The following is a 15,248-nucleotide window of genomic DNA, read 5'->3' on the forward strand; positions in this document are numbered from 1 at the left end:
TCGAGAGCCCATGAGATCCAGCAACCATCTCGAGCGCTTACAACGGCAAAGTAGTGAGTAAACCGTGAGTTGGGGCTCGGAAGTTCATCACTTCCGGGTTATATTCCCAGGTCGGAGAGCCGATGAGAGCCGGCGGGGGGACTCGAACCCCCAACCACCGCTTTACAAGAGCGGTGCGCTGCCAATTGCGCCACACCGGCGTGGTGTCGGTACATAGTAGTGGATTGTGTGGGGTGTGCTGCGAGGGTCCGGTGGGTTTCGGGGGCTTTGGGGTGCTCGGGTGGTGTCGGTGCTCGGGGACTCGTTGGGGCTCGTGGCGTTGCTGTTGTATGTGCAGCGGGCGACGGGGGCGGCGCTGGCGGTGGCGTTGTTGTTGCTGGCGGGAGACTTCGTGCCGGGGTTGTTCGGGGCGGTGGCGGGGGCGGTTGGGGATCGGTTCGATCTCAAGCGGGTGATGGTGGTTTGTGACGTCGTCCAGGGGGTGCTGACGGTCGTCATGGCGGTCAGTTTGCCGCCGTTGCCGGTGTTGCTTGTGCTGGTGGCGGTGCGGGGGGTTACCGCGCAGGTCTTTCTGGCCGGATCGCGGAGCGCGATGCCGCGGCTGGTGCGGGACGATCAGTTGGAGGCGGCGAACTCGGCGTTGGGGGCGGGGACGAACGGGTTGGAGGCCGTCGGGCCGCTGATCGCGGCTGGGCTGTTCCTGGTGACCGACGTACGGGGAATTCTGTACATCGACGCGGCGACGTTCTTCGTGTCGGCGGCGCTGCTGAGCCGGTTGCCGAGGATCCAGGTGGAGCGGTCGGGGCACAGTCTGTTGAAGGATGCGCGGGACGGGCTGGGGTACATCGTCCGGACCCGGGCCATCCGCGTGATCGGGATCGGGTTCTTCGCGGTGGTCGCGTTCAACGGGGTGGACGACGTCGCGATGGTGTTCCTCGCGAAGGACGAGTTGCACGGGAGCGATTCGGCGGCGGCGACGTTGTACGCCGGAGTGGGGATCGGGCTGATTCTCGGGTTCGCGATCCTGGCGCGGTACGCCGTTCGCTTCAAGATGCCCGTCCTGATGCTGCTCGGGTTCGCGGTGAGCAGCGTCGGCAATCTGCTCACCGGGCTCGCGTGGGCGATCTGGGCGGCGCTCGCGTTGCAGGTGATTCGCGGGCTCGGGATCGCGGGCATCGACGTCGGGGTCAACACCCACCTGCAGCGCGTCGTACCGCCGCAGCTGCTGAGTCGCGTGTTCGGGAACCTGTACGGCGCGATCGGGCTGGCGGCCGGGATCTCGTACGTCGGGGGTGGTCTGCTCCTACAGCACACCGACGCCCGTACGACGTTCGTCGCCGCGGGCGCGGGTGGATTGGTCGCTACGGCTGTGACTGCGATCGCAAGGCGGCGATCGGGCGACGCAGGGAGCGAGCCCCCGGTACGGCGATGAGGGCGATCGCGGCCATCACCAGGAATGCGGCTGACGGGTGGCCGACGAGCAGGCCGACGATGACAGCGACGATCAGGCCGCCGAGGTTGCCGGCCATCCAGATCAGGCCGGCGGCGGTGCCTTCGGCTTCGCCGGTGCGGCGCTCGACGAGTTCGAGGACGATCGGGAGGGCTGGGAGGAGCAGGAGGCCGATCAGCGTGATCGCGACGAAGGCTGTGACGGTGCTTGGGGCGACGGCGAGCAGGACGCAGGCCGCGGCGGTGACGGTCAGGCTGACGACGAGGAGGGTGGATTCGGCGCGGCGCCGGGCGACGAGGATCGGGATCGTGGCGCTGCCGAGGACGCCGGCGACGACCTGGACCAGGAGGATCGTGCTCGCGGTGCCGCCGCTCACGCCTGCCGGTTCGAGGAGCGCCTGGGCGAAGGTGCTCATGGCAACGAACACGCCGAAGGGGAACAGCGCGAGGACGCACAGCCGGCGGATCAGCGGGTCACCCCAGGAGGTGGCGAGAGCACCCCGAACGGGGCGGTGCGGCGGCTCGCCGGTGTGAGAAGGGGTGGCCGGCGAGCCAGCGGTCAAAGCGTGCCCGGCGGCCGCCGCGGGGCCGGTGGGTGAGGCGGTGGAGGGTGTGCTGAGCGCGGTGGGGTCGGCGTGTGGTGAGGCGGTGAGGGCGGGGTCGAAGGGGGCCTTTGAGCGGAGGGCTGCGGCGAGGACGAGGGCCGATGCGATGCAGAAGATGGCGGTGAGCACCAGCATCGTGGGGAGGGAGGCGGCGGTGGTGAAGATTGCTGACAGGAGGAAGGCGATGACCATGCCGGCGAAGATGCTGGCGGTGCCGATCGCGATGCCGGTGGGGCGGTCTTTTTCGTTCAGGTAGCGGCCGGTGATGCCGGTGACGGCGTTCAGGACCAGGGGCTGGGCGATCGAAGCGAGGATCTGGCCGGCGAGCAGCCAGCCGAAGTCGTCGCCGATCAGTCGCACCGCGGCGCCGACGGCGGTGAGTACGGCACCCGCGATCAGCGCGGACCGGAACCAGCGGTCGAGGGCGAGGCCGCACGGGATCGCGAGGACGACGTACAGCAGCGGGAAGACCTGGGCGAGCCAGCCGATCGCGCTCTCGGACACGCCGTACCGCGCGGCCGCCACGGTGGTGACGCCTGCGAAGTTGAGCCAGACGAGCTGGGTGGCCGCGCCGACCACGGAGTAGCCGACGATCGCGGACCACCGGCTCCTGTTGTGCATGGGCGAAGCGTACAAAGGAGACATGGTCGATTGGGAGGGACCGCTCACGGAGGCCTATGAGCGGGCGACGGCATATCTGGACGGGCTCCCGGAGCGGCGGGTCGGCCCGCGCGCGACTGCCGGCGAGCTCCGCGAAGCGCTCGGCGGGCCGCTGCCGGCCGGGCCCACGGATCCGCGGAAGGTGATCGCGCGCCTGGCGGAGGGGGTCGAGGACGGACTGTTGCCGAGCGGTAGCGGACGGTTCTTCGGATTCGTGTTCGGCGGCGCCACGCCGGCGTCGCTCGCCGCCGACTGGCTGACGACGACGTGGGACCAGAACGCCGGTCTGTACGCCGCCTCGCCGGCCGCCGCGGTGGTCGAGGAGGTCGCGGCCGCCTGGCTCGTCGAACTCTTCGGACTGCCGAGGAGTACGTCGGTGGGGTTCGTGACCGGGGCGCAGATGGCGAACTTCACCGGATTGGCGGCCGCGCGCCACGAAGTACTGCGCAGAGCCGGATGGGACGTGGAACGGGACGGGCTGGTCGGCGCACCGCCGATCCGGGTGCTGGCCGGGGCGGAACGGCACGACACGATCGACCGCGCGCTCCGGTTCCTGGGACTGGGGACGAGCTGCATCGTGCCGATCGCGGTCGACGAGCAGGGCCGGATGCGCGCCGATGCGCTCGAGGCAGCCCTCACCGACGACGCGCCCCAGATCGTGTGCGCACAGGTCGGCAACGTGAATACCGGGGCGATCGACGCGGTCCGCGACATCTGTGAGCGGGCGCATGAGCACCAGGCCTGGGTCCACGTCGACGGAGCCTTCGGTCTCTGGGCCGCGGTCAGCGAACAGCTGCGCCCACTCGTCGACGGGATCGAGCTGGCCGACTCGTGGGCGTCCGACGCGCACAAGTGGCTCAACGTGCCGTACGACTCCGGCCTGGTCCTCTGCGCCCATCCCGAGCCCCACCGGGCCGCAATGTCGATCCGGGCCGCGTACCTGATCCAGGACGAGAACGGCGAGCGGGACCCGATGGACTACAACCCGGAATTCTCGCGGCGCGCCCGCGGGATCCCCGTGTACGCCGCGGTCCGCGCGCTCGGGCGGTCCGGGATCGCGGAGATCGTCGACCGGTGTCACGCGATGGCGCAACGGTTCGCCGACGCGCTGCGCGCCGAGGGTGTCGAGGTCCTCAACGAGGTCGTCCTCAACCAGATCCTGGTGCGGTTCGGCGACGACGAGCTCACCCGGCGGGTGGTGGCCGCGGTCCAGCGGGAAGGGACCTGCTGGATGTCCGGCACCACGTGGCAGGGCACGGCCGCGATGCGGATCTCGGTCACCAACTGGACCACCGGTGCGGCCGACATCGACCGCTCCGCCGCCGCGGTCGTCCGGTGCCTGCGCGATCAGCGCTGACGGAAATGTTCGGCCGTGTGTCGATTTCCGCGGTTGCCGTTCGACGCCCTGGCGTACGACGACCACTCAGGAGGAGAACGATGTCGTTCCAGGCGTACTTGGACAAGATCGAGGAAAAGACCGGGAAGACCCCGCGGGAGCTGGTCGACGAGGCGAAGAGCCACGGGTACGACGCGCCGCAGGTGAAGACCGGGGCCATCCTCGACTGGCTGAAGGCGGACTACGAGCTCGGCCGCGGGCACGGGATGGCGCTGGTGCACGTGATCAAGAACGGGCCGGAGATCAGCGACAAGCACGTCGGCCGGTCCGGCCCGCACGGCGACCCGAGCAACATGCTCTGGCTGGACGGGAAGGCGACCAACCCGGCGCTACGGTAGGCGGGTGGATGCGAAGAAGTCGCCGCGGGACAGGTGGATCACGGTCTACGGGCGCAAGCCTGTCCTGGAGGCGTTGCACGATCCGAAGCTCTCGGTCGCGAAGGTGGTCCTCGCGGACAACGCGACCGGACACTCCATGCAGGAGATCCTGCGGGCGGCGGAGAAGTACGGCACGCCGGTCGAGCGGGCGACCGCCAGCCGGGTGAAGTGGCTGGCCGGCAACGGCAAGCACGACCAGGGCGTGGTCGCGGACGTGGACGCGCCGCGGATGACGCCGCTGGAGGAGTTCGTGCGGGCCCGCGGAAAGCGGCCGACCAACGTTTTCCTGCTCGACGGCGTGACCAATCCCGGAAACGTCGGCATGATCCTGCGGACCGCGACCGGCGCCGGGTTCGACGGGGTGATCCTCCCCCGGGCCGGTACGCCGCACGTCGGGCCGCTCGTCATCAAGGCGTCGGCCGGGGTCGCGTTCCAGGCGCCGATCGTGAACACGTCGACGGCGAAGGCCGCGGTCGACGTACTGCGGACCGCCGGGTACCACGTGTACGGGTTGTCGGCGCGCTCGCAGGACTCGCTGTTCAAGGCCGAGCTCGCGCCGCGCGCGGTGTACGTGCTCGGCGGCGAGACCAACGGCGTCACGGTGTCCACCGACTCCGACCTGCAGATCCCGCTGCACTCCGGCGTCGAGTCGCTGAACGTCGCCGTCGCCGCCGCGATCGTCGCCTTCGAGGTCACGAACCGCTGATGCACCCGAATCCCGCGCCGGCGCGGCGCCATGTGGCGCACGGCGTACCTGCTCTGCGGTGACCGGCGGCGGGCGGAGGACGCGACCCAGGAGGTACCGCCGCCTGCAGCACTGGAGGATCAGCCGGTGATCTTGGCGGCGAGCTCCTGGGCGGTGTCGCGGGTGTAGGAGCCGGAGATCTGGATCTGGCCGCCGGAGATCGCCGACTGGACCGACGGCGCGGCGACGACCTGGCCGTGGACCACGATCGCCAACTGGTTCGCGGGTGGTTGCTGCTGGGCGACGGCCGCGGTCAGTTGCTCGAACTGCTTGGCGCCTTCCGCGTCGAGCGACAGGCCGACGTACCAGCCGCCGGCGCCGTTCTCCTGGATCGCCGCCTTCACCTCGGACACGTTGCTGCCGTTGAGTTCGACCTTGCCGAGCGTGTAGCGCGTGCCCTTGTCGTCGCACCCCGTCCCTGAAGGCGCGGGTGTCGGGCAGGTGCCGGGCTTCGCCGTCAGTACCCGGCGGAACTCGACAGCGGTCGGGTCGGACGGCTTGGTCCGAGCGGCCGGGGTCGAGCTGTCGGCTGCGGGCTTCGCGTCGTCGCGGTTCAGGAACAGCACGAGACCCGTCGCGATCACCGCGACGAGCACCAGCACGAGACCGCCGACGATCACCAACGGCACCCAAGTCCGGCGCGGTTGAACAGGTGGCGGGAACCCTGGGTACGGCGGACCGGGCGGCTGGTTCGGCGGTACCGGGGGCTGCGTCATGCGCACCATGCTAGGTAGCCGGGAAGTCACTCACCGAGAAGGCGAGCCGCCAGCTCCGCGTTCCGCCGCGCGAACGACCGCCACAACTCCGGCGTCTCGGCGACCCGCTTGCGCGCTGCCGCCTCGCCGGCCGCGCGTTGCGTCCAGGTGCACATCCGCCCGCCGCGCACCTCGAACCGCACGAGTACGCCGTCCGCCCACCCGTACACATCCGCGTCCTGCGGCTCGAGCCACGCGACCTTCTGCTCCGAACTGATCCAGTCGAGCGCCTCGATCTCGCCCTGCACCTTGGCCGCGAACTCGTACCGCAACTCCGCCGACGCCCGATCACGGCGCCGGACCAGCTCGTCGCGCAACGCCCCGACCGCGGCCAGATCTCGTTGCAGGACAGCGATCGCGGTGCGTGTCAGCGCGTCCCGATCCCCCGGCCCGATTCCGAACAGCCGCCCGAACTCCTCGGCCGAACCGTCACCCGCGACGGTGTACTGCAGCGGCAGCACCCGGTGCAGACCGGAGATCGCCTGCCGGATCCGCAACCCGCCGAGGTACGGACCGAAATGCAGCGCATTCCCGCTGATCAAGTGCTCGAACCGCAAGCCGGGTTTCGCTCCGTCGCCGAGCCGGATGTAGCCGACCACCTCCGCGCCGCCCTCGGTCCGGTTCCAGCGCGGCTTGGAGTGTTCGAGCAGATTGCGTTCGAGCCATGCCGCTTCGTGTTCGGAGTCGCACCAGACACCTTCCACGCGGGCGATCCGCCGCACCATCCGGCGCAGATGCGGGCGGTCGCCGAGATTCACCCAGTACGACTGCACGCGCCGGCGCAGGTTGCGGGCGCGCCCGATGTACAGGACCTTCCCGGCGTCGTCCCGGAAACGGTAGACGCCGGGGCCTGTCGGCAACTCCCGAACGCTGCGAATCATCAGCCCAGTGTGCCCGGTCCGACCGGCCGAGTGACCGCGCGGTGGATTGTTCGAAACGAATGCGGGCCGGGGCTTGCGCAGCATCTGTGCCGGACGTCATCCTGACGCGATCCGAGTGCCCGCAGGGGGTTGTGGGGACGGGCGCCGGAACTTCGGCCTGGGGGGCTTCGTGAGGATATCTGCCCAGTGGCTGCGCCGTGCGCTGTCCACTCTGTGCGTGGTACTGCTGCTGCCGGTCGTCGCGACCACACCGGCACGGGCTGCAGTCACGCCCACCGGTTTCAGTGAGCAAGTGGTGTTCAGCGGGCTCGACAGTCCGACGAACGTCGCGTTCTCGCCGGACGGCCGGGTGTTCGTCGCCGAGAAGAGCGGCCTGATCAAGGTCTTCGACTCGCTCGACGATCCGACGCCGAGTGTGTACGCCGACCTGCGCACCGAGGTGCACAACTATTGGGACCGCGGGCTGCTCGGTCTCGCGCTGCATCCCGATTTCCCTACGGATCCACGGATCTACGTGCTGTACACGCACGACGGCCTGATCGGCGGGCCGACTCCGAAGTGGGGTACGCCGGACACCGACGCCGACCCGTGCCCGTCGCCGCCCGGTCCGACCGCCGACGGCTGCCAGGCCAGTGCACGGCTCTCGGTGCTGAACGCGAATGGCGCGGAGCAGGTGCTCGTCGAGGACTGGTGCCAGCAGTACCCGAGCCACTCGATCGGTTCGATCGAGTTCGGCCCGGACGGCTACCTGTACGCCGGCGGCGGTGACGGCGCGAGCTTCAATTACGTCGACTACGGGCAGGACGGCTACACCACGTCCGACGTGACACCCGACAACCCGTGTGGCGACGGGCCTGCGCCGGTCGGCGCGACGCTCCTGCCGCCGACCGCCGAGGGCGGCGCGCTGCGCGCACAGGACCTGCGGACCGCGGGCGATCCGGCCGGCCTCGACGGCTCGATCATCCGCATCGATCCCGACACCGGGCAGGCCGCACCGAACAACCCGCTGATCTCCAGCCCCGACCTGAACGCCCGCCGGATCGTCGCGGAGGGCCTGCGGAACCCGATGCGGTTCACGTTCCGGCCGGGGACGAACGAGTTGTGGATCGGCGACGTCGGGTACTCGACCTGGGAGGAGATCGACCGCATCGTCGTACCGACCGCGGGCGTCACGAACTTCGGCTGGCCGTGCTACGAAGGCGCCGCCCGCCAGCCCGGGTACGACAGCGCGAACGTCTCCATCTGCGAGAACCTGTACGCGGCCGGCTCGTCCGCGGTCGCCGCGCCGTACTACGCCTACCGGCACGCCGACAAGATCGCCAACACCTGCACCGCCGGCAGCTCGTCGATCTCCGGACTGTCCTTCTACAAGGGCGGAAACTACCCGTCGACGTACGACGGTGCGCTGTTCTTCACCGACTACAGCCGCAAATGCGTGTGGGCGATGATGAAGGGCAGCAACGGTCTTCCGGACCCCGCGAACATCCAGCTCTTCGCCTCCGGGTACGGCGCGACGCGTCTGCAGACCGGCCCCGGCGGCGACCTCTTCACGGTCGACTACGACAACGGCCGGATCCTGCGCTACGTCTACAACGGCACCAACAACCCGCCGACCGCCGTGATCCAGGCCGACCCGTCGAGCGGGCCGACCCCGCTGACGGTGACGTTCGACGGGACCGCGTCGAACGATGCCGACGGCGATGCGCTCACCTACGCGTGGGATCTCGACGGCGACGGGGCGTACGACGACTCGACGGCCGCGACCGTGCAGCACACGTACACGACGACCGGCACCGTGACCGCGCGCCTGCGGGTGTCCGACGGGACGGCGAGCAGTACGACGTCGACGCAGATCAACGTCGCCAACACCGCGCCGACCGCGACGATCACGTCCCCCGGTCCGGCGTTCACCTGGAAGGTTGGGGACACCATCAACTTCTCGGGTTCGGCGACGGATCCCGAGCAGGGCACGCTACCGGCGTCCGCGCTGACCTGGTCGCTGATCATGCATCACTGCCCGAGCGACTGCCACACGCACACGATCACCTCACTGAGCGGGGCGAGCGGCTCGTTCACGGCGCCGGACCACGAGTACCCGTCGTACCTGGAACTGAAGCTGACCGCGCGGGACGCTCAGGGGCTGACCGATTCGAAGAGCGTGCGGCTCGATCCGAAGACCGTGACGACGACGTTCACGACCACGCCGGCCGGGCTGCCGGTGACGGTTCAGGACAAGAGCGGCAAGAGTCCGCTCGGTGCCACGACGATCATCGGCTCGAGTGTGTCGGTCGCGACGGATCCCGTGCAGAACATCACGAACCAGCTCTACCGATTCGGCCTGTGGTCCGACGGCGGGGCGCGCGATCACAACCTGATCGCGCCGGCGACGGCTGCGACGTACCGGGCCGCCTTCGGCCTCAAGCGGAACCTTGCCCGCGGCCGGCCGGCTGTCGCCTCGAGCGTCTATGTCGCCGGGCGTGAGGCGTCCAAGGCCGTGGACGGTTCGATGAGCACCGCATGGTCGAGCGCGCGGACGGACCCGCAGTGGTACCAGGTCGATCTCGGCTCGGTGCAGGTCGTCAACCGGGTGATGATGAACTGGCTGTCGACGGCGTACGCGAAGGCGTTCCAGATCCAGGTGTCCGGGAGCGGGCGCACGTGGAAGACGGTGGCGTCGAGCGTCGGCGGCGACGGCGGGACCGACAACATCAAGTTCGCGGCGAACTACGCGCGATACGTGCGGATCGTCGCGACGAAGCGAGCTGTTGCCGGGAGCTACTACTCCTTCTGGGAGTTCGGGGTGTTCCAGGACACCGGCCCCGCGACCGGGATCGGCGGCAAGTGCATCGACGTCTACCAGGCGCTGACCACAGACGGCACGCCGACGACGCTCTACACCTGCAAGGGCTCCGTGAACCAGCAGTGGACCCCGTCCACCGACGACGGCACCATCCGCACGATGGGCAAGTGCCTGTCCGCGCGCGCGACCGCCGTCAACACGCCGGCAGTGTTGTGGAGCTGCGACAACTCGGCCGGTCAACGGTGGATCCCACAGACCAACGGCGCCTTCGTCAACGCCGCCTCGGGGCTCTGTCTCGACGCAACCGGCGGGTCCACCACGAACGGGACGAAGCTGATTCTCAACACCTGCAACAGCGCGCTGAACCAGAAGTGGGTCCTTCCGTAATTCGATCGTCGCCGCGGCCGTGCCGGATCTATCGTCGTGCCCATGAGTCAGGGTTGGGCGGATGACGGGTTCGGCGCGGTCGCGGACGCCTTCACGGAGAACTTCTCGCTGTTCCCCGAGCTGGGTGCGGCGGTCAGCGTGTACGCCGGCGGGCGCCGGGTGGTCGAGCTCTGGGACGGGGATGCCGCGCCGGGGCGGCCGTGGACGCGCGAGACCGTCGTACCGGTGTTCTCCTGCGCGAAGGGGCCGGTGAGTGTCGTCGTCCACCTGCTGGCGCAGGAGGGGCGGCTCGATCTGGACGCGCCGATCGGGACGTACTGGCCGGAGTTCATTGTGGAGGGCAAGGACGCGATCACGTGCCGGATGGTGCTCGGTCACCGGGCCGGGATTCCGGTGCTGGACACGACGCTGACGTTCGACGAGATCGCCGCGTGGATGCCGGTGGTCAAGGCGATCGAGGAGCAGAAGCCGCTGTGGGAGCCGGGGACGGCGTTCGAGTACCACGGGCATGTGTTCGGGTTCGTGCTCGGTGAGGTCGTCCGGCGGATCACCGGTCAACTGCCCGGGGCGTACTTCCGGACCGTCATCGGCGACCCCCTCGGGCTGCGGGCGTGGATCGGCTTGCCGGTTGCGGAGCTGCCGATGCTGGCGCGCCTGGAGGAGGCTCCCGGGCGCCCGCCTGCGCTCGATCCTGAGCACCTGCTGATGCGGATCGTCACGATGAACGGCGCGCTCGAGTTCCCCGGTCTCGACGTACCTCATGGGTGGAACGATCCCGACCTGCTGGGGATGGAGCTGCCCGGGGCGGGTGCGGTCGCGTCCGCGAGCGGTCTCGCCGGCGTGTACGCCGCGGCCGTCACCGGCATCGACGGCTCCGCGCGGCTGCTGTCCCCCGAGACCGTCGGCGACGCGGTCCGTGAGCTCTCCTCCGGCGCCGGATTCCTCGGCTTCGACGCCGGCGCGCGCTGGGGCTCGGGTTTCCTGCTCGACTCCCCCTTCCGCCCGACCCTCGGCCCCCGCAGCTTCGGCAACGACGGCGCCGGGGGCCAGTTCGCGTTCGGCGACGACGACCACGGCATCGCCTTTGCCTACACCGCCAACCGCATGCTCGGCCACGGCGACCCGCGAGCCACCCGCCTCATCGACGCCCTCCGCACCTGCCTTTCCTAGGTAGGAAGTGGGTGCCAAGTGAAGGTCGAGCCTTTGCGTTGGACGCGGCCCAGACCTGGGAACGGTAGGTGGTACGCGTGCACCAGAATCTGCTCGTCGACGGCACGTTCAAGGAGTAGACGTCGGCTCGCAATGGAGGCCGGTGCGTCCAGGTCCCACGGGGTCGCCCAATTCGGGTTGGTGAGCTGAAGCGGATCATAGAAGGTGTCGCCTACGCAGAGCAGGCGTTCGCCCTGGGACTGCAGGAGGATTGCCGTATGGCCGGGCGTGTGGCCCGGCGCGGCGGTTGCGCGTACTCCCGGGAGGATCTCGGCGTCGTACTCGAAGGGGTGCAGCCGCTCGCCGAACAACCGGATGGTTTCGCGCGCTGCCTCGACATGCGGTTGCGCCGACGGGAGGTCGACCGGGCCTGACCAGAAGGCGACCTCGGAAGTGTGCGCGTACGCGCTCGCTGCCGGGAAGGTCAGGTCCCCCGACCAGATCGCACCGCGGGAGTGATCCTGGTGCAGATGGGTGAAGACGACCGCGGCGAGGTTCGCGCGGGACAGGCCGGCGGCGGTCATCCCGCCGTCGAGCTGTCCGACGAGTGGCTCGATGTACTCCCCGTACCCGAGAAAGTCCGGCCCCAGTCCCGTGTCGATCACCGCCATCCCGTCCGGCGTACTGACGAACAGGCAGTTGTAGCCGCAGGTCAGTGTCGAGCGACCCCGGCAGGCGTCCTGCAGTACGTCGGCCGGCACTCCTGCGTCAGGCGTGAAGAAGTCACCCAGCGCCGGCTCGAACGGTGGCCCCGGCTGGCCATCGCTCACCACCACGCACTCCAACCGCCCGACCGAGAGCTGATAAATCACCACACCATCGTTCCAGCGGCACCGGTCAGAACCTGCAGCTCGACAGGATGTATCAGCAACTCGAGTAGTGCACCTGAGCGTGAATCCGATGGCGTGTACGCCGTCTCGCGGGTGCACTACCTGTCGAGCTTGCCGACACCGCTCCCCTAGCGCTTGTCGAGGGTGATTGTGGTGAGCCAGGTCCAGCCGAGGATGACCGCGAGGTCGAAGGCGATGATGGTGGGGCGGCTGCCGGCGCCAGCGTTGAGGCCTGCGAAGGCCGCGAAGAAGAGGATGCCGGTGACGGTGGAGAAGCGGGCGAAGGTGCGGCGGCCGAGGGCGCGGTAGTGGGCGGCGAACACCAGGCAGGCGGCGATCAGGCCGGAGAAGCCGATCGTGCCGGCGACGAAGTGGCCCATGCCGCGGGTGCTGATCTCGGCGTAGTCGGCGGGTGTACCGACCGGGAACCCGGCGCCTGGATCGGCCGGGAACGCGGCGGCCAGCAGCAGCCCGACCCCGTACGTCGCCACCAGCCGCGGACCCCACACACGCCCGGGGGACGCGGGCGGCATCGCGCGACGGAGGCCCACCCCCGCGGCGATCGTGAGCAGACCGCTGACGATGAAGTTCGTCGTCTGGATCCACCCTGGACCGCCGTTCGCGAGCAGGCTGGCCGGGTGCCGGGTGATGTCGAAGGCTTCCCGGGTGAACGCCTGGATCAGCCAGGTCGCGACGTACAGCGGACCGGCGACGGCACCGCCGGTGAGCAGGGCGCGGGTGGAGATCCGGGCGGCCGGGAGCGTCGCAGTACTCATGTCGAAAGTCCTTTCACAGGGGCTGACTGTTACCTCTGCGTCGACCGGACCGCCCGGGAATCGACAGCGCAGACGAAATAGGGCCGGGTTTTGTGATGTCTGGTTGGTCACGTCACATCCGGGCCCTGGCGGGCGTCAGGTGTTTGTTCGATGAGGGCAAACACGAAGGAACGTCATGAGCGCTGTAGTCGAAGGATTCGCTGGAGAGATTGTCGGACCGCAGGACGAGGGGTACGACGCCGCGAGCCGGACCGTGCTGGTCGGGGGCACCCCGGCGTACGTCCTCAGGCCCGCGAACGTCGAGGACGTCCGAAAGGCCGTCAGGTACGCCGCCGACAGCGGCCTGCCGCTCGCGGTGCGCGGCGGTGGACACGCGTTCCCAGGATTCGGGACGAACGACGGCGGGGTGGTGATCGACCTCGGCTTGCTGGCCGGCGTCGAGCTCGTCGACAAGGAGCGGCACGTCGTCCGGATCGGCGGCGGCGCCACCTGGGGTCAGGTCGCGGCCGCGCTGGCGCCGCACGGGCTGGCGATCTCGTCGGGTGACACCAAGAGCGTCGGTGTCGGCGGGCTGACGCTGAGCGGCGGTATCGGGTGGAAAGTCCGCAAGTACGGGCTCGCCCTGGACTCGCTCGTCGCGGTGGAGATCGTGACCGCCGGCGGCGACGTCGTCCGGGCGTCCGCGGACGAGAACCCCGAGCTGTTCTGGGCCGTTCGGGGCGGCGGCGGAAACCTCGGGATCGTGACCGCGTTCGACTTCGCGGCGCACCCGACGACGGACATCTTCTTCGGCAAGGTGAGTTTCCCGGCCGCCGAGATCGCGGATGTGCTGCCCCGCTGGGCGGAGCACCTGCGCACCGCGCCCGCGGAGCTGACCTCGATCGCGTCGTTCGCGAACCCGTTCCTCGGCGGCCCCGAAGCGCCGCTGGAGATCCAGGTCGCGTACGACGGTGACGACGCGGACCTCGCCGCGCAGGCGATCGACCCGATCCGCGCGCTCGGTACCGTGATCGCCGACGAGGTCGCGCTGACGCCGTACGCCGAGGTGCTCGTGGACGGCATGGTGCCGCCACCCGGGATCCGGCTCGTCACGCGGAATGCCTTTGTCGACAAGGATTCCGTGCCGGACGTGCTGCGGATCCTCGCCGAGGCCGGCACGGCACAGGGTGCGCCGGTCATCGCCGTCCGCAGCCTGGGCGGCGCGGTTGCGCAGGTCCCCGACGACGCGACGGCGTACGCGCACCGCCAGGCTGACCTGATGTTCATCACCACCACGATCGGCCCGCCGCCGGTGATCGAGGCGACGCGCCCAGCCCGGGAGCAGCTGTGGGATCGCCTGAGCCCGCACGTCAACGGTGCGTACGCCAACTTCCTGTCCGACGCCGGGGACGCCGACGTCGCCGCGGTCTACCCGGCCGCTACGTACGAACGGCTGGTGACGGTGAAGCGCGAGTACGACCCGGAAAACGTGTTCGCCGGCAACCACAACGTGCGGCCTAGCTAGGTTCGCGATGCAGCCCGACCGCGGCGACGACGATCGCGACCGCCACGAGTTCGGCGGCCTGCGGGATCTGTCGCAGGACGACGGCACCGATCACCGTCGCCGTGGCGGGCAGCAACGCCAGCATCAGCGCGAACGTCGACCGCTCCAGCCGCGCCATCGCCAACTGGTCCGCGACGTACGGGATCACCGACGAGCACACCCCGACGCCGACGGCAGCGACCAGCAACCTGACGTCGGTGAACGCCGGGATCGCCGCCCAGACGCCGACAGGTAGCGCGAGTACGGTCGCCGTACCCATTGCCAGCGCGAGCCCGTCGATCCTTCGCAGGCCGTCCGTCCTCGACACGCGATGCCCGAGGACGACGTACGCCGCGAACAGCAGCGCGTTCGACGCCGTGAAGACCAGCCCGATCCAGTCGCCCGACAGGCGGATGTCGGTCAGCACATAGACGCCGACCACGGCAAGCAATACTGCGAGCACGTTCCGAAGGCTGCGCACCGCGATCGCCGCGAGCACAATCACCGGCGCGAACTCGGCCGCGGCGACCGTACCGAGCGGGATGCGCTCGATCGCCAAGTAGAAGCAGGAGTTCATCAGCGCAAGGACAAAGCCCCACCCGACGACCAGCCGCCGGGCTGGGCCGGACAGCACTCGCCACGCCCGCCACGGACGACGCCAGACAGCGAAGATCAGTCCGGCCGAGGCGATCCGCAGCCACGCGACGCCGAGCGGTTCGATGCGGACGAACAGCAGCACCGCCAGCGCGGGGCCGAGGTAGTGGAAGACGGCGCTGACGACGAAGTACGTCTGCGGCGGAACGGTTCTGCGCACCGAACTCACGCTAGGAAACGGCCCGCCGGACGACCATGCCGT

13 protein-coding genes and 1 tRNA gene are annotated in these 15,248 nt (G+C 69.6%); 7 read left to right on the top strand and 7 right to left on the bottom strand.

The genetic code is table 11. From position 1 onward, the window contains the following. Positions 1 to 127: 127 nt before the first annotated feature. A tRNA-Thr gene (locus AB0I12_RS25330) sits at positions 128 to 200 on the bottom strand. Positions 201 to 235: 35 nt separating this feature from the next. Here AB0I12_RS25330 and AB0I12_RS25335 point away from each other — a divergent pair. Beyond that, entirely contained in the window at positions 236 to 1,432 is a 1,197-nt protein-coding gene (locus tag AB0I12_RS25335; RefSeq protein ID WP_359934031.1) for an MFS transporter, read from the top strand. Here the strand turns inward: AB0I12_RS25335 and AB0I12_RS25340 are convergent. Further along, positions 1,362 to 2,675, bottom strand: a complete 1,314-nt coding sequence (locus AB0I12_RS25340) for an MFS transporter (RefSeq protein ID WP_359934033.1) — start codon at positions 2,673 to 2,675, stop codon at positions 1,362 to 1,364. The two genes, AB0I12_RS25335 and AB0I12_RS25340, sit on opposite strands and share 71 nt — an antisense overlap. 22 nt (positions 2,676 to 2,697) lie before the next feature. On the opposite strand from AB0I12_RS25340, the gene AB0I12_RS25345 reads away from it, so the two are divergent. The 3 genes from AB0I12_RS25345 (at position 2,698) to AB0I12_RS25355 (ending at position 5,193) form a co-directional block, all read left to right on the top strand. Then, positions 2,698 to 4,071: an aminotransferase class V-fold PLP-dependent enzyme gene (locus AB0I12_RS25345; RefSeq protein WP_359934035.1), complete on the top strand. Its 1,374-nt coding sequence runs from the start codon at positions 2,698 to 2,700 to the stop codon at positions 4,069 to 4,071. 80 nt (positions 4,072 to 4,151) lie between these two features. After that, positions 4,152 to 4,448: a DUF4287 domain-containing protein gene (locus AB0I12_RS25350; protein WP_359934037.1), complete on the top strand. Its 297-nt coding sequence runs from the start codon at positions 4,152 to 4,154 to the stop codon at positions 4,446 to 4,448. A 4-nt stretch (positions 4,449 to 4,452) separates the two neighbouring features. Further along, positions 4,453 to 5,193 (top strand): RNA methyltransferase, encoded by a 741-nt coding sequence (locus AB0I12_RS25355; RefSeq protein ID WP_359934039.1) that lies wholly within the window; start codon positions 4,453 to 4,455, stop codon positions 5,191 to 5,193. 119 nt (positions 5,194 to 5,312) lie between these two features. Here the strand turns inward: AB0I12_RS25355 and AB0I12_RS25360 are convergent, their stop codons facing one another. Together AB0I12_RS25360 and AB0I12_RS25365 are read right to left on the bottom strand one after the other, a co-directional pair. After that, positions 5,313 to 5,948 carry a hypothetical protein gene (locus tag AB0I12_RS25360; protein ID WP_359934041.1) on the bottom strand — a complete coding sequence of 212 codons (636 nt, stop codon included), beginning with the start codon at positions 5,946 to 5,948 and terminating at the stop codon, positions 5,313 to 5,315. A gap of 26 nt (positions 5,949 to 5,974) precedes the next feature. Then, entirely contained in the window at positions 5,975 to 6,868 is an 894-nt protein-coding gene (locus tag AB0I12_RS25365; protein ID WP_359934043.1) for a GIY-YIG nuclease family protein, read from the bottom strand. A gap of 217 nt (positions 6,869 to 7,085) precedes the next feature. Between AB0I12_RS25365 and AB0I12_RS25370 the strand changes: the two genes are divergently transcribed. Further along, positions 7,086 to 10,055: a PQQ-dependent sugar dehydrogenase gene (locus AB0I12_RS25370; protein ID WP_359934045.1), complete on the top strand. Its 2,970-nt coding sequence runs from the start codon at positions 7,086 to 7,088 to the stop codon at positions 10,053 to 10,055. A 42-nt stretch (positions 10,056 to 10,097) separates the two neighbouring features. After that, positions 10,098 to 11,225 carry a serine hydrolase domain-containing protein gene (locus AB0I12_RS25375; RefSeq protein ID WP_359934047.1) on the top strand — a complete coding sequence of 376 codons (1,128 nt, stop codon included), beginning with the start codon at positions 10,098 to 10,100 and terminating at the stop codon, positions 11,223 to 11,225. Here the strand turns inward: AB0I12_RS25375 and AB0I12_RS25380 are convergent. Together AB0I12_RS25380 and AB0I12_RS25385 are read right to left on the bottom strand one after the other, a co-directional pair. Then, positions 11,222 to 12,076, bottom strand: a complete 855-nt coding sequence (locus AB0I12_RS25380) for an MBL fold metallo-hydrolase (protein WP_359934049.1) — start codon at positions 12,074 to 12,076, stop codon at positions 11,222 to 11,224. The two genes, AB0I12_RS25375 and AB0I12_RS25380, sit on opposite strands and share 4 nt — an antisense overlap. Before the next feature lie 146 nt (positions 12,077 to 12,222). Further along, positions 12,223 to 12,870, bottom strand: a complete 648-nt coding sequence (locus AB0I12_RS25385; protein ID WP_359934051.1) for a DUF998 domain-containing protein — start codon at positions 12,868 to 12,870, stop codon at positions 12,223 to 12,225. A gap of 175 nt (positions 12,871 to 13,045) precedes the next feature. Here AB0I12_RS25385 and AB0I12_RS25390 point away from each other — a divergent pair, with 175 nt between their 5' ends. Continuing rightward, entirely contained in the window at positions 13,046 to 14,374 is a 1,329-nt protein-coding gene (locus AB0I12_RS25390) for an FAD-binding oxidoreductase (protein ID WP_359934053.1), read from the top strand. Here the strand turns inward: AB0I12_RS25390 and AB0I12_RS25395 are convergent. Continuing rightward, entirely contained in the window at positions 14,367 to 15,206 is an 840-nt protein-coding gene (locus AB0I12_RS25395; RefSeq protein ID WP_359934055.1) for an EamA family transporter, read from the bottom strand. The genes AB0I12_RS25390 and AB0I12_RS25395 overlap by 8 nt on opposite strands. Positions 15,207 to 15,248: the final 42 nt, after the last annotated feature.

The organism is Kribbella sp. NPDC050459 (genome assembly GCF_040655315.1).
Classification (GTDB): domain Bacteria; phylum Actinomycetota; class Actinomycetes; order Propionibacteriales; family Kribbellaceae; genus Kribbella.

What these genes read in the sequence shown, in the direction of transcription:
- AB0I12_RS25340 (WP_359934033.1), bottom strand. Translation starts at nt 2,675, where the DNA reads ATGCACAACAGGAGCCGGTGGTCCGCGATCGTCGGCTACTCCGTGGTC.
- AB0I12_RS25345 (WP_359934035.1), top strand. Translation starts at nt 2,698, where the DNA reads ATGGTCGATTGGGAGGGACCGCTCACGGAGGCCTATGAGCGGGCGACG.
- AB0I12_RS25350 (WP_359934037.1), top strand. Translation starts at nt 4,152, where the DNA reads ATGTCGTTCCAGGCGTACTTGGACAAGATCGAGGAAAAGACCGGGAAG.
- AB0I12_RS25360 (WP_359934041.1), bottom strand. Translation starts at nt 5,948, where the DNA reads ATGACGCAGCCCCCGGTACCGCCGAACCAGCCGCCCGGTCCGCCGTAC.
- AB0I12_RS25365 (WP_359934043.1), bottom strand. Translation starts at nt 6,868, where the DNA reads ATGATTCGCAGCGTTCGGGAGTTGCCGACAGGCCCCGGCGTCTACCGT.
- AB0I12_RS25375 (WP_359934047.1), top strand. Translation starts at nt 10,098, where the DNA reads ATGAGTCAGGGTTGGGCGGATGACGGGTTCGGCGCGGTCGCGGACGCC.
- AB0I12_RS25385 (WP_359934051.1), bottom strand. Translation starts at nt 12,870, where the DNA reads ATGAGTACTGCGACGCTCCCGGCCGCCCGGATCTCCACCCGCGCCCTG.
- AB0I12_RS25390 (WP_359934053.1), top strand. Translation starts at nt 13,046, where the DNA reads ATGAGCGCTGTAGTCGAAGGATTCGCTGGAGAGATTGTCGGACCGCAG.